Raw genomic sequence first — 24,114 nt, 5'->3', positions numbered from 1 at the left:
GTGGCGACGCCTGCCGAGAGGGGCGTCGCGGCGCAGGCGCGCTTCGTTGCCACGCTGCTTGCAGTCGTGGCGTTCTATGCCGTGTGCTTCAGCCTGGCTCGCGTCGATCCGGCGCGCCTCGTGGCCGGGCTGCCGAAGCTGGCGGACTGGCTCGTGCAGGCATGGCCGCCGCGTGTCGATGACCTGCCGCTGATCATTCAGCGCATTGCAGAGACGCTCGCGATGGCCGCGGTGGGCACCACCTTCGCCGCCCTGCTTGCGCTGCCGGCGGCCCTCTTCGCCAGCCGTAACCTGACGCCGCTGCCCGCGCTCTACTATCCGGTGCGGTGGTTCCTGAACATGTTGCGCGGTATCGATTCGTTCGTGTTCGCGCTGCTGTTCGTCGCCGCAGTCGGACTCGGCCCGTTCGCCGGCGTGCTCGGCATCGCGCTCCATACCTGGGGCAGCGCGGCCAAGCTGTTCGCCGATCACCTGGAGAACACCGATCTCTCCGCCTATGCCGCCGTGCGCACCACCGGCGCGGGACGCTTCACGAGCATCGCGTATGCGGTGCTGCCCGACGTCCTGCCGGTATTCGCGTCCACGACGCTGTTCTGGCTGGAATTCAACGTGCGCGCCTCGACAGTGCTCGGTGTGGTGGGCGCCGGTGGCATCGGACAGGAGTTGAAGAACAGTCTGGACCTGCTCGACTTCAATCGCTTGTTCACGATCATCGCGGTCATCCTTGTCGTCGTCACGACGCTCGATCAGATCTCCGGTTGGTTGCGCAGGAAACGAATATGAATGTTTCCTCCTCGTCGCGACCCGCCGATGTCGAGCCGATCTTGCGGATCACGCATGTCGGCAAGCGCCTGCAAGGCATCGATGTGTTGCGCGACGTGAATCTCACGCTTGAAGCGGGCCAGTTTGCCGCGCTCCTCGGCGCGAGCGGCGCGGGAAAGACCACGCTGTTGCGTTGCATTGCAGGCCTCGATCAAGCCGATGCCGGCATCATCGAAGTGGCGGGCGCGCCAGTCGAGGGGCTGCGTCATCGCACGCGCAGGCAGGTCGCGGTCATCTTTCAACATCTGCATCTCGTCCCGCGGTTGAGCGCGCTCGACAACGTGCTCGCGGGCCGTCTCGGCCATGTCAGCGCGTGGCGCGGCATCGCGCGGCGCTTCGAGCGTGCAGACCGGATGCTCGCACTCGACTGCCTCGACCGCGTGAATCTGCTGGACTACGCGAAACGTCGCGTCGACGGGCTCTCGGGCGGTCAGCAACAACGGGTGGCCATCGCGCGTGCACTGGCGCAGCAACCGCGCTTGATCGTGGCGGACGAACCTGTTTCGAGTCTCGATCCGGGCAGCGGCATGGAGGTACTGGCGCTATTGCGGCGTTGCTGCCGCGAACAGGGCGTCGCCGTTCTGTGCAGCCTGCATCAGGTTGCATTGGCGCGTGCGTTTGCCGATCGCGTGATCGGTCTGGCCCGTGGCGGCATGGCGATCGACGTGCCCGCCGACGCATTCGATGACACCCACGCCGCGCAACTCTATGCACGCGTGACGGCTCCCGGCGATGCCATGGACCCTGCATAATGAAACCCTTCGAACAACACGCGCACACGCCTGCCGCCAGCTTCGACGGCGGTGATCTCGATTGCGGCAACGGTCTGTTGCTGTTGATACGAAAGCATATCGATCCGCTGCACACGGGTCAGCTGCTCGAAATCCGCTCGACCGAAAGCTCCGTTGAAGGAGACTTGCCGGCGTGGTGCCGCATGACGGGCAATGAACTCGTCTCGATGACCCGCGACGGCAGGCAAAGAAGCTTTCTCGTCAGCAAGGGGGCATTGCTTGTTTCCCGTGAGCCAGCGCCGCAGTCCATGCAACGCGTGCCCGTGGCGCAGCCTGCGCCGCCCATCCGCCCGCTTTCGGTAATGGGCATCGGCAGCTGGCCGAGACCGCGATGGATGCTTCAGGCGCTCCACGAGCACATGGAGGGACGGCTTGATGACGCGCACTTCGACTCCAGCGCCGACGACGCCGTGGAACTGGCGGTCGCGGCCCAGTTGCGCGCGGGCGTGGATGTCGTTACGGACGGCGAGCAGCGTCGCGATAGTTACGCGAGCTTCGTCGGCGGCCTGCTGGATAACTGTCAGCTGATTCCGTTGACCGACCTGCTGCCGTATGTGGACGATCCACAGGCTTTCGAGCTGGAGCTGCGGGCACTGGACGTGCCGGCCGCCGAAGTGCGTCATCCGGCCGTGTTCGGACCGCTCGGGCGCAGCAGGCCGCTCGCGGTGCATGAGCTTGCCTGCGTGCAGGGCTTGACCGCAAAGCCCGTCAAGATCGCGTTGCCCGGTCCTTATTTGTTGACGCGGACCATGTGGCTGGAATGCGTGTCGGATCGCGCCTACGAGAGTCGGGAAAAGCTGGCCGTGGATATCGTACGGATCCTGCGGGAAGAACTGGCCGCGCTGCTCGAGCAAGGCGCGGCGCTGGTGCAGTTCGATGAACCCGTGCTCTCCGAAGTCGCATTCTCGGGCATGACGAGCCAGCGCAGTTTCATGTGCGGTGCGTTGTCGGCGAAAAGCGATCCGCTTACCGAACTCGCGTTCGCGCGCGACCTGCTCAACGCGGTAACGGAAGGCTTTCCTCAGGAACGGATCGCCATGCACATGTGTCGGGGCAACTGGAGCACGGACGAGAGTCACGCAATGACCGGCGACTACGGGCCTCTCATCGGGACCTTGGGCGCGCTGAACGTCGGCACGCTGTTTCTCGAATTGCATACGCCACGCGCCGGCGCAATCGACCTGTTGAAACGCTTGCCCGACAGGCTGCGTATCGGCGTCGGACTGTGCAATCAGAAACACGCGCATGTCGAACCGCTCGACGACATGTTGCGCGCGGCGCGCCATGCCATCGACCTCTTCGGCGTCGAGCGTGTGCTGTTCAATCCGGATTGCGGCTTTGCGACCTTCGCCGATGCACCGGTCAGCAGCAGCCGGATTGCCGAGGCGAAGCTTCGAACGCTTGCGGACGCAGCGGCGATTCTTCGAGAGCAATATGGCGTGTGATGCGGGCGGGTCGCCTCGACTCAGGCAAGGATCGTCTGCGGGTTGCTCCCCGCTCCGTACTCCAGGCCGGAGAATCCGTCATCGATACCGTTCAAGAACGCCTTGATTGCGCGCGGCTTTGCCGGTGACGCTGCGAGCAACTCTTCGACCAGCGCATCGGTGACGTTTTCGAGTTCGGTGTCCACGGTGAACTCGTTCGCGATGCCCCAGTTGTAGGCCTTCACGCCATCCAGGAAGCGCGATCGCATGACCAGGTCCTTGGTCCTGCCCGACCCTATCAGCCGATGCAGCCGCCGCATGCTCTCGTACGCCGGGATATGGCCGTCGTGCAGCACCGGCAGCGCATAGACCGTGGACTCCGTGACCACGCGGAAATCACACGTCAGGGACAACTCGAATGCGCTGCCAAAACAATGACCGCGGTTTGCTGCAATCACCGGCTTGCTACAGCGCGAAGGAGCGCTCACCGCGTAGACCAGTCTCGATGCGTGCTGCATGGCCGCATGGCTCAGACCGATTGCATCCATGCCATTGGAGAAGTGTTCGCGCGAACTTCGCAGCACGATGATCTGAATGACCGGATCCCGATCCAGCGCCTCTATGACGGCACGGATCTGCTCGTGTTGCGAGAAAGACATGACGTTGAACGGCGGCCGGTCGAGGACGATGTCGGCGCGCACGCCTTGCATGCTGGTTTCGACGCGAAAGCCGTCGAGGTCCGACAGGCAGTCGGAAGAGAGATACACAAGACGGTTCATATGCTCACCTTTTGCCATGCGCTTGCGGGAAGCAAACGCCTTTACGCGCGCCCTTCGAATCCAAGCAGTACGTTCACGGCATTGACGCCGATTTCGTCGACCATATAGCCGCCTTCCATGACGAAGAGCGTCGGCAAGCCGAACGTCGCCACCCTCTGGCCGATGCGCGTGAAGTCCGGCGTGCTCAGACGGAAATGGCCGATCGAATCACGTTCGAACGTATCGACGCCCAGCGAGACGATCAATGCATCGGCGCCGTGCCGTGCAATCTCGGCGCCGGCTTGCAGCAGCGCGGGTTCGTAGAGATCGAATGTCGTACCGCGCGGCAAGGGGAGATTGAGGTTGCTTCCCACGCCCTCGCCCGCGCCACGTTCCTCCGCATAACCCGAGAAATACGGGAAGGACACGCTGGGATCGCCATGGATGGAGACGAACAGCACGTCCTTGCGTTCGTAGAAGATGTCCTGCGTGCCGTTGCCATGATGGAAGTCGATGTCCAGGATGGCCACGCGCCGCGCGCCCTGTTCGACACAACGCTGTGCGGCAATAGCCGCATTGTTCAGGTAGCAGTACCCGCCCATGTATTCGTGCCCGGCATGATGTCCCGGTGGTCTGCACAGTGCGAACGCGGCATTCGTGCCTTTGTACAAGGCCTCGGCGCCCGTCAACGCCGAATTCGCGCTGGCGGAAACCGCGTCCCAGGTGCCTGCGGTGATCGGCGATCCCGCATCCATCGAGAACATGCCGAGCTTGCCGTCGATGAATTGCGGCATGACCTTGCTCGGCAGTCCACGAACGGGCCATACCAGCGGCAAGGCCTGACAGGTGCGGCCGGTGGCGGTCCACTCGTCCCAAGCATGCGCGAGGAATTCGACATACCTTTCGCTATGCGCGCCGACATAGTGATGACGCTCATGGCGTGTCGGCGCGATAACCTCGCCAAGCTCCGCCGCCTTGACCTGACGAAGTATCGCTTCCGCGCGAACCGGCTTTTCGAAAGACTCGGAGATCGCACCGTCCTTCAGTTCCACACCCTGATGAAGACTGTGATCGCTGCTATAGATGGTAAGCATGGAAAACCGCCGCGCTGAGACTGAACAAGTCTAGTCACGCGTCGCCGCACTGATTTTGCTTTTGGATGCGCGAAAGCCTACACTGTTAGAACGTTTGTCCAAGGATAAGGCCGAATGAGCACAAATCGTTCAAGACCCGTCATGGATCCGGTCGATCGGTCCATGCTGCGGCTGCTTCAGAATGACGGCACGCTTTCCAATGCCGCGCTGGGCGAACAGCTTTCCTTGAGCGTCACGCCGTGCTGGCGGCGACGCAAGCACCTCGAGGACCAAGGCGTGATTACAGGTTATCAGGCCAACCTCAATCGACGCGCCATCGGCCTCGACCTGCTGGCCTTCGTACACATCCGCATCAATATCCATTCCGACAAAACCGCTGATAACTTCGAGGCCGTCATGCGTGGCCGGCCGGAAGTGTTGTCGTGCCACAAGATCACCGGCGACGCGGACTACATTCTCCAGGTGGTGACGCCCGATCTGGATGCATACGGCGACTTCATCGAGCGTGTGTTGCGCAAGCAGGCGGGCATCGCGTCGATACAATCGAGCGTCGCGCTGCGCGAGGTCAAGTCGTCGTGGAAGTACCCGGTACCTGACGAGTCGTAATTGCACGTTCATCGCTGGAGAAAAAGCTTGCCTACCGAAAAAGTCACCATCCGAATCGCTGACGCAGCGTGTCCCGCGTATGTCATGTCGCCGGGCGGCGTCGGACCCTGGCCTGCCGTGATCTTTTATGGCGATGCTGGCGGCATCCGGCCCGCCATGCTCGACATGGCCACGAAGCTCGCGGACGCGGGCTATGTCGTCTTGCTGCCGGATCTTTTCTACCGGTTCGGTCCATACGAACCGCTGGTACCCAAGGACGTGTTCAAGGGCGATGTGATGGCCATCCTCGGCCCGCTCATGGCGACCACCGGAGTCGACAAGGCCGCAAGCGACACCCGCGACTTCCTGGCCTATCTCGACACGCGCAAGGACATTGCGCACGGCAAGCTGGGCGCGGTGGGTTTTTGCATGGGCGGCGGCATCGCTATGGGCGCGGCAGCGACGTTCCCTGAGCGCTTCGCAGCCGTCGCCAGCTTTCATGGCGGCAATCTGGCAACGGACGCGCCAACCAGCCCGCACTTGCTCGTGGCCGGTCTGGCCGCACAGGTGTACATCGCGAGTGCCGACAACGACGAAAGCTACCCGCCGTCGATGGCAGCACGTCTCGAAGAGTCATTGATCCATGCAGGCGTCCGCTACCGCGCAGAGACCTACCACGGCGCCTTGCACGGCTGGATGGTCCCGGACTTTCCCGTGTATGACCCGGACGCGGCTGATCGGGGCTGGCAGGCGCTGCTCGCCTTGTTCAAGCAAACGCTACGAGCTTGAATCAGCGTCACAGCCAACCCATCGCCGATGCCTTCAGCGTCGCGGCTGCACGGGTCGAACATTCGAGCTTGCGAAAGATATTCTCGATATGCGTTCGCACCGTACTCGGACTCAACATGAGTTCGCGCGCTGCTTCCTTGTTGCTCGCGCCGCGCGAGATGGATCGCAGGACTTCGATCTCCCGTACCGAAAGCAGCACGCGCGTCTGCGCTTCGTTGACCGGGCGTCTGATCGGGCTGTCGGCGTCGGCGAGAAGCGCGTCGACTGCGTCGCCATCCAGGCGACCGCCGGCCACGTCGTCGAGCAACTGTCGCGCGGCCTCGTCGGACGATAGCGCGGGACGCCACGGACGCGGCAAACGCAGCGCCACCCATGCCACCGACGCCGCCAGCACGCGTGCTTCCATGTTGATCGCCCGGTCGCGCACGCCGCGAAAGTAGCCGGAGCCGTCGAGCCTTTCATAGGCATACGATGCGAGATCCGCCGCTTCGCCGATCGCGCCGGCCAGACGTCCCGCACGCGACGTCCAGTACGGCACCAGACGCACTTTCTCCCAGGCGCTTTCGGTCAGACGCTCCTGCTGATTCCATACGGCGTTGGGCACCGACGCCCGGCCAATGCCATGTATCAATCCGGCGTGATACACACGCGCATGCGCTTCCGTGTCCGACGTGAGCCGGACACACGCGGCCGACGCGGTCGCCGCAACCGTGCGCGAGAAGCCGGTCATCCACGGCAGTTTCAGATCGATGACATCCGCGACCAAGGCCGGCGACGTGCGTTGCTGCATGTGCTGCGTCAGCAGCGCGGCATCGACCTCGGCAGATGACAGATCGTGCAATTGCTTCAGCCATTCCCGCGCATGCCTGGTCGCTTGTGTTACGAGGTCGGCGGGATAGCGGCTGTTCGATCGTTGCGCCAGTCGGGTCAGCGCTCCTTCTACGCCGAACACGCGGCTATAGATCTCCAGATCGCCGGCCAGCGCGACGATAAAGACCGCTGCAGGCGCGGCGTCACCCGCGAGATGCGCAGGCAAGCCACGGCCATCCCACGTTTCGAAGACATGGCGCAACGCGATCTCAGTCGATGCGCTCAATCCGAGCATGCGCGCTACCTCTCCCGCGACCTCGCAGTGAATCACGGCGAGCGGCGTCAACGCGGCGCCTGCATCACCAAGCGCTTCGAGCGGCTCTGCCCAGTCCGGGTGCTCTTCGAGCATGGCCTGGCGAAACGCCACGTCGTCACCGAAGACCTGCGCAAAGCCCGCCGCGTTCGCCGTACAGCCGGACCAGCGCAGCAAAGCTGCTTCACGAACCGCATCGCGATCCGCCGGAGACAGCCCGGCCGCATCGGCGAGACGCGCGGCGAGCCATGCCGTGCGAGGCGAATGATCGGTGGGCTGCCCCATGCTCAGGTCCCCGATGAAGGCGAGCGCCTTCACGCAATCGAACACGAGCAAGGGGAGACGGCTGGCTTCCGAAGGGGTCATGGATGTCAGCGAAGAGAGGGCGCCGGAAAGGCCCCACTATACGCGACGACGCTTTCAGGCCGCCTCGGTCATTTGACCGATGGCCACCCACCGCCATAACTGAGAACCTCTCGATCACTATCTTCAAGGGAGTTTCACATGGCAGAGCATCGAATCACACAGGAAACGCGCGCCGGCGCCGAGCAATGGCTCAGGCACTACTACTTCACTCGTGCGGCGGTTTCGGTCGTATGGGTAGGACTGGCCTTCGCAGTGGGCATGCATTCCACTTTAGCCGCGGCGATCCTGCTGGTCCTCTATCCCGCCTGGGATGCGCTCGCCAACTATCTCGACCTCTCACGCAGCGGCGGCAAGACGGACAACCGCACTCAGGCCATCAACGTAGCGATCAGCAGCGCAACCGCCGCCGCCGTAGTCCTAGCATTGAAGACCGATCCGGCCTGGGTGCTCGGCGTCTTCGGCGTCTGGGCCATCTTGTCCGGACTGCTGCAACTGGCCACTGCGCTGCGTCGCTGGAAGCAATCGGGTGCGCAATGGGCGATGATCCTGAGCGGCGCGCAATCCGCAGTCGCCGGGTGTTTGTTCCTCACGCTTGCGCCCACACCGCTGCTTGCGGCCATTTCCCGAATCGCAGGCTATGCCGGCGTGGGCGCGGCCTACTTCCTCATCTCGGCGGTATGGCTCTCGGTCGGCCAGTTCCGGCGCAACCGAGCACGGCTCTCGTGAGCGAGCGGTTCCATCACGCACCGGCGCGCGCCATGCATGAGCACGCCACCGTCGAGAAGATCTGCATTCTGGATGGCGGGATAGCGCGCGTCGAAGACGGCTCGATCTACTCGCCGGGCGTGAATGTCGGCGTACCCATGACGCTGAGTTGCAATGCCTACCTCATCCGCCACAGGAACAAGTGGCTTATGTGGGACACAGGCACGCCGGATCGCGTCTACGCCGAACCCGGCGGCGCGATCATGGCGCACGGTATTCGCGGCATCGTGACCCGGACGATCGCCTCGCAATTCCAGGCCATAGGCGTCTCTCCCGACGACGTCGACATCATCCTGTTCTCGCATGCACACTATGACCATGTGGGCAATGCGAAGCTGTTCAGAAATGCTCGTTGGATCGTCCAGCGCGCTGAGCACGATGCCATGTTCGGACCGCATCCCGAAGCGTGGGGCTATCTTCCCGAGCTCTACGATTCAATGCGTCAGAACGACATCGAAATCGTGGAAGGCGATTGCGACATCTTCGACGACGGCGCCATCCGTCTGCTTCATACTCCCGGACACACGCCGGGCCATGGTTCCTTGCTGATACGCCTTCCGCAAACCGGCCCGGTTATCCTGAGCGGCGACGTCGCGCATAGTTGTTGCAACCTGAAGCATCGCAGGGTTCCGCAATTCAATGCCGCGCCACACGCCTCGCTTGCTTCGATGAGCAGGATCGAGGCAATCGCTGCAAAGGAAAGTGCCCGCATCTGGATCAATCACGATATTGCACAGAGCGCCACGCTGCCGCATGCACCCGCCTGGATCGTCTGATCGCGCGGCGAAAGACGCACCGTGTGAGTGCGTCAATTCGCTCCGGGATATGACAGCATTTTTTCAACCCTCCTTGAGCAGGGTGCGATTTACCACGCTAAAAGCTTGCAGCCCATGAAAGACCTGTTTATATTACGTAACACTCTGTAAGCACTTACCAAGAAAAGGAAGTTAAACATGTTCAAGAGAGTTATGTTTTATGGCGCTGCTGCTTCTGCAATGTGTCTTGTTCTTTCAGCCTGCGGGGGCACACAGCTGAACATGACGGAGATGCAGACCACGACGGCAAAGACATTGGGTCTTGCGTCCTCTGACGAGATCACGGTGACCAATGTCCAATACGTGAAGAAAAATGCTATTGGCGGCAGCAAGATCAGCTACGACGCCACCACGGCGCGCGGCCGCAAGTTCACCTGCACGGCTTTCGTGATTCCGGGGCTGACGCCTCTGGACAAGGCTACCTACACGGACGGCGAATGCCATCCGCGAGCGTAACGCTTTGTCCGAGTCTCTTTTCAGCGTCGCTAACATGAAAAAAATCTTTCTGATTGCGCTGCTTCTCTCTCTGGCAGCGTGCTCCACGGGCGGAGCAATGGGAGTGGGCAACGAGAAATTCGATCCGGTCTGGATCAAGCAGCATGTCGTGATCGGTAAATCGACCCAGCAGGATATCTATTCCCTGTATGGAGAACCCGAGAGCAAGCAGACCAGCGCGAATAACTCGGATACATGGATCTACTCCAAGAACCGCTCGGGGAATAACCTGCTTTCGATGGCTTCGGGAATGATCCCGGGCATGTCGACGGTGAATCAGGCCACCACGGTTGCCGACGTCCACATCAAAGAAGGCTATGGCAATACGCTCTGGTTCTGGTTCAAAAACGGAACCGTGACGAATTGGCATAATTGATCTTCGCCGGCCGGTTGTGCGCAAGTCTCGAGATCAGCGGTAAAGCTGAGACTTCGCGCCATTGCCGGCACGGCTCCAGATCTCTGCATTGGTCAAGCTCGTCTGAATCAATTCAATCGGCATTCCGCCGTTGTCGATGACGGCAACGCGGAAATCGTCGAGCGGCTCGTAGGGTCCAAGAATGACAACATGCCCTTCGATCGCCGCCTCCAGGTTATCCACCTTGTAGGCAATGTGCGGCTGACTGCGCATGGGCTCGGCCAGTGTGCAGTTCGGGCCGAACCGGTGCCATTGAATCGGCAGCGGGCCGGTAAGATCGTCGGACGTGTACATGTCGATGCTTGCTGCATAGCGCTCGCCGGGCCGGTGTTCGCCGGTCGGAATGCCGATGTGATGCAGTTCGTAGGTCACGCCTTCACGTCGCATGGTTCTTTCCTTCTTGTCGCCGATGAGTGCAGTAAGCGAAGCTTACGCGTCGAGAATTAGCCGGGAATTACCACCCTATGCCGAGCGCAGATTCCACACGACATCCAGCACGTGTTGAGTGGCACGCTCGACGTGCCCGGCGCGGTGCGCCATACCGAGTCGACGCCACAACGCCGGCCGCAGCGGCCGCATGACGATGCGCTTCTCCGGCAACGGGGTCGTGGCCTCATGGGGCAGCAGCGCCGCGCCATAACCAGCCGCCACCAGACTCTTGATCGCGTCGTTGTAGTTGAGCTGAATGCGCGGCGCCGGATGATGCCCCGCCGCTGCGAACCATTCCGTTGTCAGGCGGGAGAGACGCGTCGTCGTGTCATTGAGGATCAGAGGCTGAGCGGCCAGCCATGCCGGCGTGACACGCGCGGGGCACGCCCAATGCGCCGGCACGAAGGCCATCACGGGGTCGCGACGCCAGGGCTTGATGACGAGGCCCGCCACGGGCGGCTGTGGCAGCGCAACGAGCCCGACATCCAGCGTTCCGTCCGCCAGCCGCGACAGCGTCTCATGCGACGTCAGCACGGCCAGCTGGATATCGATGGCGGGGTGATGCTGACGCAATGTGTCGAGCGCTTGCGGCAACAGGTATGAAATCACGCCTGTCGATGCACCGAGCCGCACGCGCCCTTCGAGCCCCTGCACCTGGCGCTGGATATCGTCCAGAGCCTGCTCCGCATCGGCCAGCAGTCGACGCGCGCGCTCCACCAGCACCTCTCCTATCGCCGACGGCCTCACCTGCCCGCGCTTGCGTGACAGAAGCGGCGCGCCGACGCGGTCTTCGAGCTCGGCGATATGGAGGCTGACGGTGGGAGGGGCCAGATTCAGCGCGCGCGCTGCGTCGGCGAACGAACCGCGCTCGCTGATCGCAACCAGCGTGCGCAAGCGGTCCAGACTGATCTCTCGCATGGCGGCATCCTGATTCAGGAAAAATGAATGACTCGGTCATGAAATTCAACTTTTCCTATTCTATCGATTCGGTGAACATCAGCGCTCGTTCCGCCCTTCAACTTCATCTCGAGTCTTCCGCATATGAGCGCACCCGTTGTTTTCATCGATGGCGATCAAGGCACCACCGGACTGCAAATCCACGAACGCTTGCGCAATCGGACCGATATCACGCTGTCCACGCTTCCTGCCGCGGAACGCAAGGATGCGCGACGTCGCGCGGAAGCGATCAATGCCTGCGATATCGCCATTCTCTGTCTGCCCGATGCCGCCGCGCGCGACGCGGTGGAGGCCATCGTCAATCCTGCGGTAAGGGTCATCGATGCCAGTTCGGCGCACCGCATACAGCCGGGCTGGACCTACGGCTTTCCGGAAGTGACGCCGGGACAGGCCACGCGTATTGCCAACGCGCATCGCGTCAGCAATCCCGGTTGCTATCCGACAGGCGCGATCGGCTTGCTGCGGCCCTTGTTGCAGGCCGGATTCATACCGGACAGTTATCCGGTCAGCATTCACGCGGTGTCCGGCTACTCCGGACGCGGTCGCGCGGGCGTCGAGGAACACGAAGGGAAGGATGCCGTCAACACGTCCTCGTTCCAGGTGTACGGTCTGGGACTCGCGCACAAGCACACGCCGGAAATCCAGACACACGCGGGACTCGCGCAGCGGCCGCTTTTCATCCCGGCATATGGTTCTTATCGTCAGGGCATTGTGTTGACGGTGCCGCTGGACTTGCGACTGCTGGCATCCGGCGTGAACGGCGCCACGCTGCACGCGTGCCTCGCGCGTCATTACGAAGATGCGGCTCACGTGCACGTCCTGCCGCACCATGAATCCGAAGCGCTGACGCATCTGGACCCTCAAGCACTGAACGGCACGAACGACATGCGCCTGAGCGTGTCTTCCAACGCGGAGCACGGGCAAGTCCTGTTGTCAGCCGTGTTCGACAATCTCGGCAAAGGCGCATCCGGCGCAGCAGTTCAGAACCTGGACTTGATGCTGGCGCGTGATTGAAGGCACAAGCTTCAGTCGCACTTCAACGCTCGAAGCGTGCCGATGTTACTCACACTCCCACGTCGTGAAATAGCATTCGGAAGATATTTCACAGTGTTAAGTGTTCACTTGATAAAACGAAAGGCTTTCACTATCCTCGGCGCTGGCGACAAATAGAAGCGATAACCAGGACACGTCGGAGGCATGCACGCGGTGCCCGACGACTCGAGGAGACAGCTCATGCGTTGGGTCAGCGTAGCCACCACTCTGATGCTTGCCATCACGGCCGCCCATGCCGACGAATCCAGCGTGCCGGCCACGTCGGTGCAAGGCGCGCAGAAGCCTGCGCTCAAGGTCTATGACGCGCATCACAAGGTCATCGGTCTGCTGGCTTCGTACAACGGCGCGGACGGCGTCTATATCGCGATCAACGGCACCACGACCTTCGTGCGCATCGGCCGCCCGCTGGACGCGGCCAGCAACAGCACCCGCATCGGCACGCCGGCGAATGCATTCGCCTGGTCGACGCTCAACACCGCCTACTTCGAAAGCGCGGATTGCAGCGGTCAGCCGGTCATCAACTACGACTCGAACTGGCCACGCTCGTCCGTCGCCATTCGTCAGGGCGCCGATGTCGTGATCTATGTCGGCAGCGATACGAACACCACGCCCCTCCCCGCTGCTTCCATCCTGAACGGCACGTCCTGCGTCGCGCAGAAGGCGACCATGCAGAGCGTCAGGCCGGAGTCGAGCTTCGACGTATCACAGCGCTATCCCGAACCGCTGACGATCGATTACTGACTTACTCCCGCATAACGACATCGAGGAGCCACTGATGCGCAGCATTACCTTGCCCGCCCTGCTGCTTGTGAGCGCGACGGCCGCGCATGCGCAAGTCGCAACGTCAGCTTCGAACCCCGCCGGCCAGACCAATGTACTCAAAGTCTTCGATGCGCAAGGCAAGCCGGTCGGCCCGGTCGAAAGCTATGAACGCGCGCAGGGCGTGTATATGAACTTCGGGCGTACGCCCGTGTTCATGCCGCTGCGTCACAAGAAGGTCTCCGCCACTCAGTACTCGGAGTCGCAGTTCGAATGGGCCGATGACACGGCCGCAACGTTTCCGTCCGCGGATTGCAGCGGTGCGCCGCTCATCATGATGGGGTCATCGCCGCGGCCCGTCGACCTCGTGAGAACCGGCGCGGATGTGACCGCGTATATCGCCGGTCCCGGCTATGGCAGTCCGCTCACCGCGAACTCTTATATCTCGTATGACGGCTCGTGCGTGACGGCAAGCCGCTCGGTGCCTTCGTACTGGACGCCGCAGACATCCTTCTCGCTCACGCAGCGTTATCCCGAGCCGCTGACGGTTCGTTACTGAGCCGGATCATCGTGATTCATGCTTCGAGGAGACTGACCATGAACAAGGCGCTCATCGCCCTGCTGACCGTGCTCGGCACGAGCCTCGCTCACGCGCAGACATCACCGGAGGCCGTTGCGCCGAGTGCGCCGAGTGCGCCGCCCAATGTGCTCGATGCAGCCGGCCACCCCGTCGGCGCACTTTCTCACTTCCAGTACAACTATGGGCCGCTGATCACGCGGGGCAACACGCGCTTCGTCGTGCCCTTGCAGCGCAAGACGACGACTGACGATCCGAGCGATATCAAGGCGCCGTCTTCGGCGTCGCTATTCCTTTATCACAGCGTTGACTCATTGCTCTACTACACTTCCGCCGATTGCAGCGGCGACCCCATCGTGATTGCCTCCGAAGGTCCGACGCCCGCCGTGGTGGTGCGCGAAGGCACGACCGTGACCGCCTATGTCGCGGGCAACACGGCTTCGCAGTCGTTCAGCATCGCATCGCAACGGAGCACGCAAACCGAGGCCTGCACGCCTCTGTCCACGCCGACGCAGCGCACAGGATGGCCGATGGGCAGCAAGATCGTATTGACCCGCGAGCATCCGGAACCCTTGACGGTCAGTTACTGATGTACCGGTGCGCCGTACAAGGCGCTTATTTTTTATATTGTGACGCACCTCCAACAAACCAGTCGAACATGCGCACACGTCATCTCTCTTCCCTGACTCTCGCGGGCATCGCCATTGTTCTGAGCGGATGTGCCGCCACGCTGCAAACCCAGGACACGGCATCGCCGACCGCCAAGACCACGCAACCGGGCGTCGTGGTGCCGCCGGCGTCCACGCATACTATCGTGCTGCGCATGAACGGATCTTCGGTTGCCACATCCGCATCCGACTGGCCGCGTGTGCAGACGGAATGGCGTGAAGCCATGGAAGGCGCGTCCAGGGACGCCAGTTCGACCTTCTTCGATGAAACCGTCAAGCGCACGGCACGTCAAGGCGCGGGCACGGTGGTCGATGTCTACGTAGAGGACTTCCACTTCGTCGCGCCCGGTGCGCGCTATACGCTGGGCATCATGACCGGCAATGCATTCATGCAGGCCCGCGTCACCTTCCGCGATCTGCAAAGCGGGCGCGTGTTCGGCGAACGCAACTACAACACTTCGTCGTCCGCGTGGCAGGGCATCTTCGCGCCGACGTCCGACAAGCAGGCGCGCGCCATCGCCGCCGATATCGTCAAGCAGATCAATCCGCACTAGGCATTCGTCTCACGCGTCGGCAATCTGCGCTTCCCCTGCCCGCCACACGTTCGCCGCGTAGAACGCCGTGTCGAAGTCGGCGGGCACGTCGGCGTTCAGGCGCGCCGCGTGTGCATCGAGATCGGCGTGGAATAGATCCCGGCTGATCCGCCGCACCACGGCGGGAATGTCGCGCCGCATGCTGGGCACGTCGCCCACCGGCACGCCCGCGCTGACGAAGCCCGCTGGATTGTAGACATGAATGTCGCGCAGCCAGGGCGCCGCGCCCGGCTTCTTTTCCCTGTATTCGAGCGCCTCGCCGAGATAGGGATGCGCGCCGAGGGCAGCGTCGGCTTCAGCGGGCGGCGGCGTGTACTGATCGCGCCACAGGCACACGTGCGGCGCAACCTCGGCGAGTTCGGGTCGCGCGAACAGGTCAATGGCGTAACCGGTCCCCGCTATGACGAAATCGAAAGCGAACGACTCGCCCGGCGTGTTCAGCACGGCGCGACGCGCGTCGATGTGCGCCGCCTCGATCTCCACGCCCGGATGCAGATGAAAGTTCGCGAAGCACGTCACGCGCTCGACTGAATCGCGCGGCGGCGTCGAGCCTTCGTTGCGAAAGCGCCGGGCCTGTGACCAGCGCAGCGCGTCGGGCAATCCCGGATAGTTGTCATAGGCGCCCGGATAGCCGCGCGTGCGCGAGACCGGCTTAGCGGCAAGCACGGCGCGGCGCGCGAACAGATGCACGTTCGCGGCGCCGGCTTCGAGCGCCGTGGCGGCCGCATCGAACGCCGAGGCCGCCGCGCCGATCACGGCGACCGATTTGCCTCGCAGCGCGTCGAAGTCGATGGCCTGCGAGGTATGCGCAAGCGTGCTCGAAGGCAGGTGCGCGAGCGCCTCGGGAACGAAAGCTTTGCCATTGCCCGCGACGCCATTGCACAGCACGACCTTGCGCGCGGTTTCGATACGCGTCTCGCCCTCCACTTCGAGATGCAGGCGAAAGTGCGACTGCGCAGGTTCGATCCGCACGAGACGCACGCCATAGCGCACCGGAATATCGAGGAACGCGCGATACCATGCGAGATACTCGGCCCACAGCGTGCGCGACGCACGCTCGATGGACTCGTACGCAGCGCCGCCGAAGCGCGCCTCATACCAGACTCTGAAACTCAGGCCCGCGACATCGCCTTCCGGACCGACGAGCGTCTTGGGCGTGCGCAGCGTATTCATCCGCGCGCGATTGAGCCATACGCCCGCACCCGCTGCTTCGGCGGCCGCATCGATGACGCTCACGCGCCCGATGCCCGCGCGCCGCAGCGCGAACGCCATTGCGCAACCGGTCTGCCCGCCACCCACGACGAACACATCGTGGTCGATGCCTTCGCGGGCGGGCACCCAGTTCTCCGGAAGCGGTCCGAGGAGATCCAGCGCGCGACGCGCTTCGGCGTCCACGTCGATAGCATCGCTCATGCATCAGTCCTTGTTTGCGCTGGTCTGCGCGGCCGCAGTCTGCTTGCCCGCGTACTGTTGATGCCACGCGAGCAGTTGCTTCGAGGGCGGCATGTGCCACTTGTTGCCTTCGTCGATCAGAAAGCCCGTGCGATGCCAGTCCTTCACGATGCCGTCGAGCGCCGCGACCGTATCGCCCTGTCCCTTGCGCACCCAGATCACCGAGGGCGACGGAATCAGTTGCGTGCCGATCGGCGCTTCATAGTCCTTCCATTCGCCGGGTTCGTTCAGCAGCCGCGCCTGAATGCCCGGCGTCACATGCACCGACGCGACGCACGCGCCGCCGCGCAATGCCAGCAATGCTTCAGGCATGCCCTTGAAGCCCTTGACCTGCGCGCCGTACTGTTCGATCAGCGGCTTTGTGTAGTTGCTGCCCTGCGAGACGCATACCGGCTTGCCGCGCAGATCGGCCCAGTCATGAATGCCCGCGCCCTTGCGCACCATCGCCGAACCGCCGATCTCCTCGAACGGCGTCGGCACGTAGCTCAGTATCTCGTCGCGTTCCTTGGTGTACTGCATGCTGGCGATGAGCGCATCGACCTTGCCTTGCTGGAGGAACTGCACGCGGTTCGGCGGCGTCACTTCCACGGCCTCGAACTTCACGCCGAGATGCTGCGCCAGGCTTTGTCCAAGTTCGACGTTATAGCCGATGGGCCGGCGCGTCGCGGGATCGAGCGAGCCATACGTGCCGTCGAGCACCACGCCGAGGACCAGCACGCCACGCGCCTTGATGCGGTCCAGCGTGGCATCGGCATGCGCCGGCGTGGCGGCGGCAAGCGCAACCGTGAGAGATGCGGTGAACAGCGCGGCAGAGCGTGCCCGCGAGCTTGAGCGATGCTTCATGAAATCATCCGGTCGAAAGAGAAAGTCAGCGTGCGATGCGCGCGAAAGCCTGCGCGAGATCGTCGATCAGATCGCCCGGATCCTCGAGCCCGACATGCAGTCGCACCACCGGCGCACCGCTGCGCCACACGCCGTGCATCGCGAGCCGCGAGGCGGGCGCGATCAGCGCCAGGCTTTCATAGCCGCCCCATGAGGCGCCAATGCCGAACAGCCGGAGCGCATCGACGAAAGCGACGGCATCGGCGTGAACGGCATTGCGCAATGCGAACGACACCAGCCCGTTCGCGCCATGGAAGTCACGCTGCCACAGCGCATGACCTGGATCTTCCGGCAGCGCCGGATAGAACACGCGGCCGACGTAGCCGGTCGTATCCGCGAGATAGCGCGCCACGTGCAGCGCATGCCGCTGATGCTGCGCGAGCCGCACGGCCAGTGTGCGCACGCCGCGCAGCGCGAGCCAGGCGTCGTCCGCGCCGACCGACAAACCCAGCGCCTCGTGCGTGTCCCGCAGGCGGCGCGCCACGTCGCGATCCTTCACGGCGACCGCACCCTGCATCAGGTCCGAGTGCCCGCTCACGTATTTGGTGAGCGCCTGGATCGAGATATCCGCGCCCCGTTCCAGCGGCCGATACAGCACGCCCGCGCCCCACGTGTTGTCCGCCGCGAGCAGCGCGCCATGCTGCCGCGCGAAGGCGGCGAGCGCGGGCAGGTCGATCACTTCATACAGGAACGAAGAAGGCGATTCCGCATAGATCAACCGTGTGTTGGCGCGCACCGCATCATGCGGCAGGCCGGCGCTTGCATTGAAGTACGAGAACGCGACGCCCAGCCGTTCGAGCAAGGGCTCGATGCGCTCGCGTACCGGCCCGTACACGCTGTCCTGGACCAGCACGTGATCGCCCGGAGAGACCAGCGCGATGAACGTCAGCGTGATGGCCGCGAGCCCGGACGGCGCGAGCAGGACATGCTCCGCGCCTTCCAGTTCGCCGAGGGCCGCTTCGAGCGCACGATGCGTCGCGGTGCCATGACGTCCATAGGTCGCGACCGCTTCGCCCGCCTCCCGCCGATGATGCAACGCGGCGCGCGTGGCATCGCTCTCGAAGCGGACCGTGCTCGTGCGCACGAGCGGTGCGTTGACGGGCGCGGTGCCGCCATCGAAAGCAGGTGCGCCCGCATGCAGCACGCGCGTATGCAGATGATCGCGGCGTTCCGGCATCAGCCCACCGCCTGCGTCGCGCGCTTCATGTGCTCGGCGTTGTAGCGCACGACGCGGCCCGTGTCCGGCTCGAAGCCGAGACGGCCCGTCAGCGTTTCGAGCGGCCGGCCATAGAGATGAAAGTGCAGCGTGGGCGCGCTCCCGTTCACGTGGATGCTGTGAATGTCCTCGGGCAGGAACGCGATGGGCGTACCGGGCCGCACCACCACCTCGCGCGCCACGTCGAGCTGCGCACGGTCGGGGTCAACGCCGTCGTCCACACGCCGATACACGCGGTTCAACTCCTCGCCCTCGACCGCGACGATGACCGCCCACGTATCGTGGTTGTGCGGGATCGTGGTCTTGCCCGGCAACAGCGAGTTGAGATAGAGCGCGAAGCCCTCTTCGTCCGGATTCAACCGGTAACGCACCGAGGTATCGCCGCTGTGGACTTGCGGCGGCGGAAAGTCGGCGGCATCGAAGAGACCGTCCTGCGTGGCGAGCGTGGCAAGACGCGCGCTCAGGCGTTCGAGCGCGGCGCGCGTCAGCCCGTCTTCCTCGACGATGCTGCGGGCATCGGCAAGCAGCGCCTGCACCGCTTCGCGGCGTCGTTGTTCCTTGTGCGTGATAGTCATGTTTCGTGGGGAAAGGTTAGACGGCGCGCAACGGCAAACGGCTCCGGTCTTCGCCGCGCGCGCGCTGGAGAAACAGCCGCGTGCGCTCGTGGCGCGGCTGGCCGAACAGTTGCGCGGCCGGCCCGTGCTCGACAATCACGCCGCGTTCCGTGAAAAAGACTTCATCGCTGATCTCGGCGGCAAAGCGCATCTCGTGCGTGACGAGCACGCAGGTCTGGCCTTCGTCCGCCAGTTCGCCGATCACGTTCAGCACCTCGCCGACGGTCTCGGGATCGAGCGCCGACGTGACTTCATCGAACAGGATCAGATCGGGACGCATGGCCAGCGTGCGGGCAATCGCGACGCGCTGCTGCTGTCCGCCCGACAACTCGCCCGGATACACCTGTGCCTTGTCGGCGAGACGTACCTTGGCGAGCAGCGCGTGCGCTTCGCTTTCGGCTTGCGCGCAGCTCCTGCCGAGAACGCGGCGTGGCGCGATGGTCAGGTTGTCGAGCACGCTCAGATGCGGGAACAGGTTGTACTGCTGGAACACGAAGCCCACGCGCTTGCGCAAGGCCAGCCGCTGGGCCTCGGTCTGCTGCGCACCAACGTCGATGCCGTCGATATGAATGGTGCCGCGCTGAGGTGTCGCGAGGCCGTTGATGCAGCGCAGGATCGTCGATTTGCCGGAGCCCGATGGCCCGATGATCGACACGGCCTGACCACGCTTCACCGTCAGGTCGATGCCGTTGAGAACAGGCACGCCGTCGTAGGCGAGATGCAGGTCGCGGATCGCTATCAGCGCTTCATCAGCGTGCGCGGCGGCGGCGAGGGATTCGTCGAACGTCGATGCGAGCGCGGCGCGGTTCATGCAGCCTCCCGTTGTGAAGTGAGAGGCGAACGCCGCAACGCCGCGACGGCCGTGGCGAGCCGTGCAACGCCTTCCGTCAGTTGCGCGTGCTCCGCGACCATCGAAAGGCGAATGTGATCCGGCGTGCCGAACGAAGTGCCGTCCACCACGGCAAGACCGTGTTCATGCAGCAGGTAAGCGACCAGATCGACGTCGCTGGCAAGGGTCTCTCCATTCGGCGTGACGGCGCCGATCAACGCGCTCACATCGACGAACGCGAAGAACGCGCCTTGCGGCGGCACACAGCGCACGCCGTCGATCGTCGCGAAGGCGGCGAGCAACAGGTCGCGCCGTTCGCGATACGCCGCCACCGATGCCGCGACAAAAGCCTGGTCGCCACGTAGCGCGGCAGCGAGCGCCGCCTGTCCGATAGAGGACGGCGACGAAGTCGATTGCGACTGCACGACGGTCATTGCGGCGATCAGTTCGGCCGGCCCCGCGCCGTAGCCGACGCGCCAGCCGGTCATCGCATAGGGCTTGGATGCGCCGTTGACGATCAGCGTGCGGTCCGCGAGATCCGGCGCGATGCGCAGGAAATGTTCGCGCGTGCCTTCATCGAAACGGATGTGTTCGTAGATTTCGTCGAGCAGCACCCAGACATGCGGATGACGCCGCAGCACGACGGCAAGCGCGGCGAGTTCGTCCGTCGTAAAGACCGCGCCGCTCGGATTCGATGGCGTGTTCAGGATCAGCCAGCGCGTGCGCGGCGTGATGGCCGCCTCCAGCGTGGCGGGCGTGAGCTTGTAGCCTTCTTCTGGCCGCGAAGCGACGGTCACCGGCGTGCCGTCGTTGATCGACACCATCGCCGGGAACGACTGCCAGTAGGGCGCGGGCACGATGACCTCGTCGCCGTCGCGCAGCGTCGCGGCGAACGCGTTGTAGATGACGTGCTTGCCGCCGCCGCTGACGATGATCTGCTCCAGCGCATAGTCCAGTGCGTTCTCGCGTGCGAGCTTGTCGCGGATGGCGGCGCGCAGGTCGGCGGTGCCGGCAGGCGGCGTGTACTTCGTGTCGCCGGCCGCCAGCGCTGCAATCGCGGCTTGCTTGATGGACTCGGGCGTGTCGAAGTCGGGTTCGCCTGCGGTCAGTTCGACGACGGAACGTCCGCTGGCCGCGAGCGCCTGCGCGCGCGCCTTGGCCGCCGCGTTGGGCGCAAGGCCGATGCGCGCGGCGCGGCGGGAAAGAATCAGATGAGCCATCGGCGGGTCCTGTGCAAGTCGGTCATGAATTCTATGAACCGGTCCTGCGGGCGCGAACCATCGAATCCGCACATGCTTATCGCGGATTGGCCAATGCCCATTTGCCGGTCAGCCCCATTTGCTTAGCAGATTCGCTTCGTTGGCCGGGCACGGGCATGCCGCTATCGTCGTTGCTGCCCTGCTCCGCATCCTTCAACGTCTCGCATGATTACAACTTCCCTTCTTGTTCGCGCAATCCGCGCAACTGCAAGCGCGCTGCTTGCCTCGTTGAGCCTCGCCGCCCACGCGGACGCCACCCTCGACCGCATCGCATCGCGTCATCAGATCGATGTCGGCGTGATGATCGCGGGCAGTCCGTTCGGCTCGCTCGATCCGCAGACCCAGCAGCCGCGCGGCATCAACGTCGATCTGGCGAACGACATCGGCCAGAAGCTCGGCGTCAAGGTCAATCTCGTGTCCGTGCAGCCTTCGACTCGCGTGCAGTTTCTTCAGCAAGGCAAGGCGGACATCCTGATCGCCAACATGGAGTACACGCCGCAACGCGCGGAGATACTCGACTTCGTGCCGACGCCGTACTACCGCGTCGGCGGCACGGCCATCACGCCCAACAACAGCGGCATCACGCGCTGGGAAGACCTGCGCGGCAAGCCCGTCTGCATCTCGCAAGGCAGCAGTTATATCCGTCCGATGGTGGAACGCTACGGCGCCGTGCCGCGCGCGTTTCCGGGCGCGTCGCAGTCCTTGCTCGCGCTGCGCGGGGGCAGTTGCGTCGCGGCCGTACACGACGCGGCGCCCCTGCTCTATCCGTTGCAGCAGCACGATCCCGAATGGCGCGACTACCGCACCTTGCAGCCCGAACTGATCCCGGCGTCGTCGGTCATCTGGGTGCGCCAGGGCGAAAAGGACACGGCGGCGAAGCTCAATGGCATCGTCGAGGCGTGGCATCGCAGCGGCTTTCTGATTGCGTCGGAGGCGAAGGCCGGACTGCCGCCTTCCGCCGCGCTCGCCGAATGGCACGCGAATCCGCCGAAGGGGCCGTGAGATGAGCGCATCCCTGCATCCCGTTCTCGACTGGGCCGCGCGCGGCGGCTTCGACTTTCGCTTCCTGCTCGATGCCTACGAACGCGATCCGTTTCTGCAAGGCATCGGCGTGAGCATCGAGATCATCGTGGCGACCATGATCGGCAGCGCGATTGCGGGGCTGGCGCTGCTCGTCGCGGTGCGCGGCCGGCGCGTGTGGCTCGCGAATGCCGCGCGCGCGTTCATCGAACTGACGCGCGCCACGCCGACGCTCGTGCAGCTGTATTGCGCGTTTCTCGTCGTGAACATGCTCATCACGCAAGGATTGCAGATGCATCATGTCGACAATCCGTTCAAGCCGTTCTTCTGGATCGTGCTGGTGCTTTCGCTGCACAAGGGCGCGTTCCATGCGGAAGCGCTGCGCGCCGGATTCGATGCCGTGCCGGCGCAGACCCTCGAAGGCGCGGTGTCGCTCGGGCTGGATCGCACTGAACGCTTCTGGCGCATCGAACTGCCGCTCGCGCTGCGCACCGCGCTGCCGACGCTCGTCAACAACGCGGTGGAGCTGGTGAAGGCATCGGCGCTGGCATCGGCGATCGCGGTCGGCGACATCACCTATCAATCGATCATGATCTGGACGCAACGCGACAACGTGCTTGCGCTCATGGTGCTGATTCTTCTGTTCTACGGCGCGCTGACGTGGCTCGTGAGCCGCGCGGGCCGCTGGCTGGAACGCCGTTTGTGGATCCCCGGCTATGGCGCGTGACGCACTCGTTCCTCCTTCGGCACTGCCTTCCTCGCGCGGCAGGACGCGGCCGTTGCAAAGCTTCACGTCGGGCACGGCGGCGATCCTCGGCGTGCTGGGGTTTGGCGCGCTGCTATGGGCGATCGCGCCCGAAGCCGGGTCGCGCATCGACACGCTCGGGCAACTCGTCGAATGGGCGCCCGCGCTCGCGCATGGCTTCTTGCTCAACATTCTCATCAGCCTGGGCGCGGTCGTGCTCGGCACGATCGGCGGCGTCATCGCGGGCGCTATTGCGTTGTCGCACTCGTTTGCGGGACGCGTGGCGCGCGGGCTGATCCAGGCCTTTCGCAACGCGCCGTGGCTCGTGCTGATCTATTTCACGACCTATGTGTTTCCTTTCGAATTCACCGTGTTCGGCACGACGCTGCCGTTCCCGGACTGGCTCAAGGTGACGTTCGCGCTGGCGCTGCCGGCGAGCGCGAACATCGCGGAGATCTTTCGCGGCGCGATAGCCTCGACGCCGACCGCGCAATGGGAAGCCGCGCAATCGCTGGCGTTCTCGCGGCGCCAGGTGCTCGTGCATATCATCCTGCCGCAATGCGCTCGCCGCATGCTGCCGCCGTGGACGAACGTCTACGCGATCATCACGATGGGCACGGCGCTGTCGTCGCTGGTCGGGATTCACGATCTGATCGATACGGCGCAGATCGCCAGCAGCACGGTCGCGCGTTCGAGCTTCACGGTGCTGACGTATGTCGCGACGCTGGTGGTGTTTTTTGCCTACTGCTATCCGATATCGCGCTTCACGCGCTGGCTGGAACGGCGGGTGAAGGTGCGGTAGCGTGTTCCTGCGGCAAG

General features: G+C 63.8%; 28 protein-coding genes. 17 read left to right on the top strand and 11 right to left on the bottom strand.

Annotation, left to right across the window (positions count from 1 at the left end; all coding sequences use genetic code 11):
• From phnE to QCE88_RS20420, 3 genes are read left to right on the top strand one after another with little or no spacing between them, the layout of a single operon-like run.
• On the top strand, positions 1–783 hold the full coding sequence (gene phnE / locus QCE88_RS20430; RefSeq protein ID WP_309905488.1) for a phosphonate ABC transporter, permease protein PhnE: 783 nt from the start codon (positions 1–3) through the stop codon (positions 781–783).
• On the top strand, positions 780–1,574 hold the full coding sequence (locus QCE88_RS20425) for a phosphonate ABC transporter ATP-binding protein (protein ID WP_309905486.1): 795 nt from the start codon (positions 780–782) through the stop codon (positions 1,572–1,574). The genes phnE and QCE88_RS20425 overlap by 4 nt, the downstream gene beginning before the upstream one ends.
• Positions 1,574–3,058, top strand: coding sequence for a 5-methyltetrahydropteroyltriglutamate--homocysteine methyltransferase (locus tag QCE88_RS20420; RefSeq protein ID WP_309905485.1), 1,485 nt, complete (start codon positions 1,574–1,576; stop codon positions 3,056–3,058). Before QCE88_RS20425 ends, QCE88_RS20420 begins: the two co-directional genes overlap by 1 nt.
• 20 nt (positions 3,059–3,078) lie before the next feature.
• Here the strand turns inward: QCE88_RS20420 and QCE88_RS20415 are convergent, their stop codons facing one another.
• A complete protein-coding gene (locus QCE88_RS20415; protein WP_309905483.1) occupies positions 3,079–3,747 on the bottom strand; it encodes an enoyl-CoA hydratase/isomerase family protein in 669 nt (222 codons plus the stop codon).
• A gap of 110 nt (positions 3,748–3,857) precedes the next feature.
• A complete protein-coding gene (locus tag QCE88_RS20410; RefSeq protein ID WP_309905480.1) occupies positions 3,858–4,889 on the bottom strand; it encodes a histone deacetylase family protein in 1,032 nt (343 codons plus the stop codon).
• Positions 4,890–5,003: 114 nt separating this feature from the next.
• Between QCE88_RS20410 and QCE88_RS20405 the strand changes: the two genes are divergently transcribed.
• Both QCE88_RS20405 and QCE88_RS20400 read left to right on the top strand, forming a co-directional pair.
• On the top strand, positions 5,004–5,495 hold the full coding sequence (locus QCE88_RS20405; protein WP_309905479.1) for an Lrp/AsnC family transcriptional regulator: 492 nt from the start codon (positions 5,004–5,006) through the stop codon (positions 5,493–5,495).
• 84 nt (positions 5,496–5,579) lie between these two features.
• Entirely contained in the window at positions 5,580–6,263 is a 684-nt protein-coding gene (locus QCE88_RS20400) for a dienelactone hydrolase family protein (RefSeq protein WP_309905476.1), read from the top strand.
• 7 nt (positions 6,264–6,270) lie between these two features.
• On the opposite strand, the gene QCE88_RS20395 is transcribed toward QCE88_RS20400, so the two are convergent.
• Positions 6,271–7,752 (bottom strand): HD domain-containing phosphohydrolase, encoded by a 1,482-nt coding sequence (locus QCE88_RS20395; RefSeq protein WP_309905474.1) that lies wholly within the window; start codon positions 7,750–7,752, stop codon positions 6,271–6,273.
• 138 nt (positions 7,753–7,890) lie between these two features.
• On the opposite strand from QCE88_RS20395, the gene QCE88_RS20390 reads away from it, so the two are divergent.
• The 4 genes from QCE88_RS20390 to QCE88_RS20375 all read left to right on the top strand — a co-directional run bounded on the left by QCE88_RS20390 (position 7,891) and on the right by QCE88_RS20375 (position 10,203).
• Positions 7,891–8,478, top strand: a complete 588-nt coding sequence (locus tag QCE88_RS20390) for a DUF308 domain-containing protein (protein ID WP_309905471.1) — start codon at positions 7,891–7,893, stop codon at positions 8,476–8,478.
• A 32-nt stretch (positions 8,479–8,510) separates the two neighbouring features.
• Positions 8,511–9,293 carry an N-acyl homoserine lactonase family protein gene (locus QCE88_RS20385; RefSeq protein ID WP_309905469.1) on the top strand — a complete coding sequence of 261 codons (783 nt, stop codon included), beginning with the start codon at positions 8,511–8,513 and terminating at the stop codon, positions 9,291–9,293.
• A gap of 177 nt (positions 9,294–9,470) precedes the next feature.
• Positions 9,471–9,788 (top strand): hypothetical protein, encoded by a 318-nt coding sequence (locus QCE88_RS20380; protein ID WP_309905468.1) that lies wholly within the window; start codon positions 9,471–9,473, stop codon positions 9,786–9,788.
• Positions 9,789–9,822: 34 nt separating this feature from the next.
• Positions 9,823–10,203 (top strand): hypothetical protein, encoded by a 381-nt coding sequence (locus tag QCE88_RS20375; RefSeq protein WP_309905465.1) that lies wholly within the window; start codon positions 9,823–9,825, stop codon positions 10,201–10,203.
• A 33-nt stretch (positions 10,204–10,236) separates the two neighbouring features.
• On the opposite strand, the gene QCE88_RS20370 is transcribed toward QCE88_RS20375, so the two are convergent.
• Positions 10,237–10,629, bottom strand: a complete 393-nt coding sequence (locus tag QCE88_RS20370; RefSeq protein WP_309905464.1) for a hypothetical protein — start codon at positions 10,627–10,629, stop codon at positions 10,237–10,239.
• 75 nt (positions 10,630–10,704) lie between these two features.
• Positions 10,705–11,589 carry a LysR family transcriptional regulator gene (locus tag QCE88_RS20365; RefSeq protein ID WP_309905461.1) on the bottom strand — a complete coding sequence of 295 codons (885 nt, stop codon included), beginning with the start codon at positions 11,587–11,589 and terminating at the stop codon, positions 10,705–10,707.
• Positions 11,590–11,712: 123 nt separating this feature from the next.
• On the opposite strand from QCE88_RS20365, the gene argC reads away from it, so the two are divergent.
• The 5 genes from argC to QCE88_RS20340 all read left to right on the top strand — a co-directional run bounded on the left by argC (position 11,713) and on the right by QCE88_RS20340 (position 15,239).
• A complete protein-coding gene (argC, locus tag QCE88_RS20360; protein ID WP_309905459.1) occupies positions 11,713–12,642 on the top strand; it encodes an N-acetyl-gamma-glutamyl-phosphate reductase in 930 nt (309 codons plus the stop codon).
• 219 nt (positions 12,643–12,861) lie between these two features.
• Complete coding sequence (locus QCE88_RS20355) at positions 12,862–13,422, top strand: hypothetical protein (RefSeq protein WP_309905457.1); 561 nt, start codon at positions 12,862–12,864, stop codon at positions 13,420–13,422.
• A 34-nt stretch (positions 13,423–13,456) separates the two neighbouring features.
• A complete protein-coding gene (locus QCE88_RS20350) occupies positions 13,457–13,999 on the top strand; it encodes a hypothetical protein (RefSeq protein ID WP_309905454.1) in 543 nt (180 codons plus the stop codon).
• A gap of 38 nt (positions 14,000–14,037) precedes the next feature.
• Complete coding sequence (locus QCE88_RS20345) at positions 14,038–14,607, top strand: hypothetical protein (protein WP_309905453.1); 570 nt, start codon at positions 14,038–14,040, stop codon at positions 14,605–14,607.
• A 68-nt stretch (positions 14,608–14,675) separates the two neighbouring features.
• Positions 14,676–15,239 carry a hypothetical protein gene (locus QCE88_RS20340; RefSeq protein WP_309905451.1) on the top strand — a complete coding sequence of 188 codons (564 nt, stop codon included), beginning with the start codon at positions 14,676–14,678 and terminating at the stop codon, positions 15,237–15,239.
• Between the two features lie 9 nt (positions 15,240–15,248).
• Here QCE88_RS20340 and QCE88_RS20335 read toward each other — a convergent pair whose 3' ends face one another.
• Genes QCE88_RS20335 through QCE88_RS20310 form a run of 6 tightly spaced genes read right to left on the bottom strand, consistent with a single transcriptional unit; the run spans position 15,249 to position 21,491 of the window.
• A complete protein-coding gene (locus QCE88_RS20335; RefSeq protein ID WP_309905449.1) occupies positions 15,249–16,691 on the bottom strand; it encodes an NAD(P)/FAD-dependent oxidoreductase in 1,443 nt (480 codons plus the stop codon).
• A 3-nt stretch (positions 16,692–16,694) separates the two neighbouring features.
• A complete protein-coding gene (locus tag QCE88_RS20330; RefSeq protein ID WP_309905447.1) occupies positions 16,695–17,573 on the bottom strand; it encodes a transporter substrate-binding domain-containing protein in 879 nt (292 codons plus the stop codon).
• A 25-nt stretch (positions 17,574–17,598) separates the two neighbouring features.
• A complete protein-coding gene (metC, locus tag QCE88_RS20325; RefSeq protein WP_309905445.1) occupies positions 17,599–18,789 on the bottom strand; it encodes a cystathionine beta-lyase in 1,191 nt (396 codons plus the stop codon).
• Positions 18,789–19,403, bottom strand: a complete 615-nt coding sequence (locus QCE88_RS20320; protein ID WP_309905443.1) for a cysteine dioxygenase family protein — start codon at positions 19,401–19,403, stop codon at positions 18,789–18,791. The genes metC and QCE88_RS20320 overlap by 1 nt, the downstream gene beginning before the upstream one ends.
• A 16-nt stretch (positions 19,404–19,419) precedes the next feature.
• The gene (locus QCE88_RS20315; protein WP_309905441.1) at positions 19,420–20,253 is read right to left on the bottom strand and encodes an amino acid ABC transporter ATP-binding protein; all 834 of its coding nucleotides are present in this window, start codon (positions 20,251–20,253) and stop codon (positions 19,420–19,422) included.
• Positions 20,250–21,491, bottom strand: coding sequence for an aminotransferase class I/II-fold pyridoxal phosphate-dependent enzyme (locus QCE88_RS20310; RefSeq protein WP_309905439.1), 1,242 nt, complete (start codon positions 21,489–21,491; stop codon positions 20,250–20,252). The genes QCE88_RS20315 and QCE88_RS20310 overlap by 4 nt, the downstream gene beginning before the upstream one ends.
• A gap of 204 nt (positions 21,492–21,695) precedes the next feature.
• On the opposite strand from QCE88_RS20310, the gene QCE88_RS20305 reads away from it, so the two are divergent.
• From QCE88_RS20305 to QCE88_RS20295, 3 genes are read left to right on the top strand one after another with little or no spacing between them, the layout of a single operon-like run.
• Positions 21,696–22,532 (top strand): transporter substrate-binding domain-containing protein, encoded by an 837-nt coding sequence (locus QCE88_RS20305; protein WP_309905437.1) that lies wholly within the window; start codon positions 21,696–21,698, stop codon positions 22,530–22,532.
• A 1-nt stretch (position 22,533) separates the two neighbouring features.
• Entirely contained in the window at positions 22,534–23,277 is a 744-nt protein-coding gene (locus QCE88_RS20300; protein ID WP_309905435.1) for an amino acid ABC transporter permease, read from the top strand.
• The gene (locus QCE88_RS20295) at positions 23,267–24,097 is read left to right on the top strand and encodes an amino acid ABC transporter permease (RefSeq protein WP_409018169.1); all 831 of its coding nucleotides are present in this window, start codon (positions 23,267–23,269) and stop codon (positions 24,095–24,097) included. The genes QCE88_RS20300 and QCE88_RS20295 overlap by 11 nt, the downstream gene beginning before the upstream one ends.
• The last annotated feature ends 17 nt before the right edge of the window (positions 24,098–24,114 follow it).

This window comes from Caballeronia sp. LZ035 (assembly GCF_031451175.1).
Classification (GTDB): domain Bacteria; phylum Pseudomonadota; class Gammaproteobacteria; order Burkholderiales; family Burkholderiaceae; genus Caballeronia.
The sequence above is the reverse complement of the archived record's forward strand: the minus strand, read 5'-3'. Positions and strand labels throughout refer to the sequence as shown.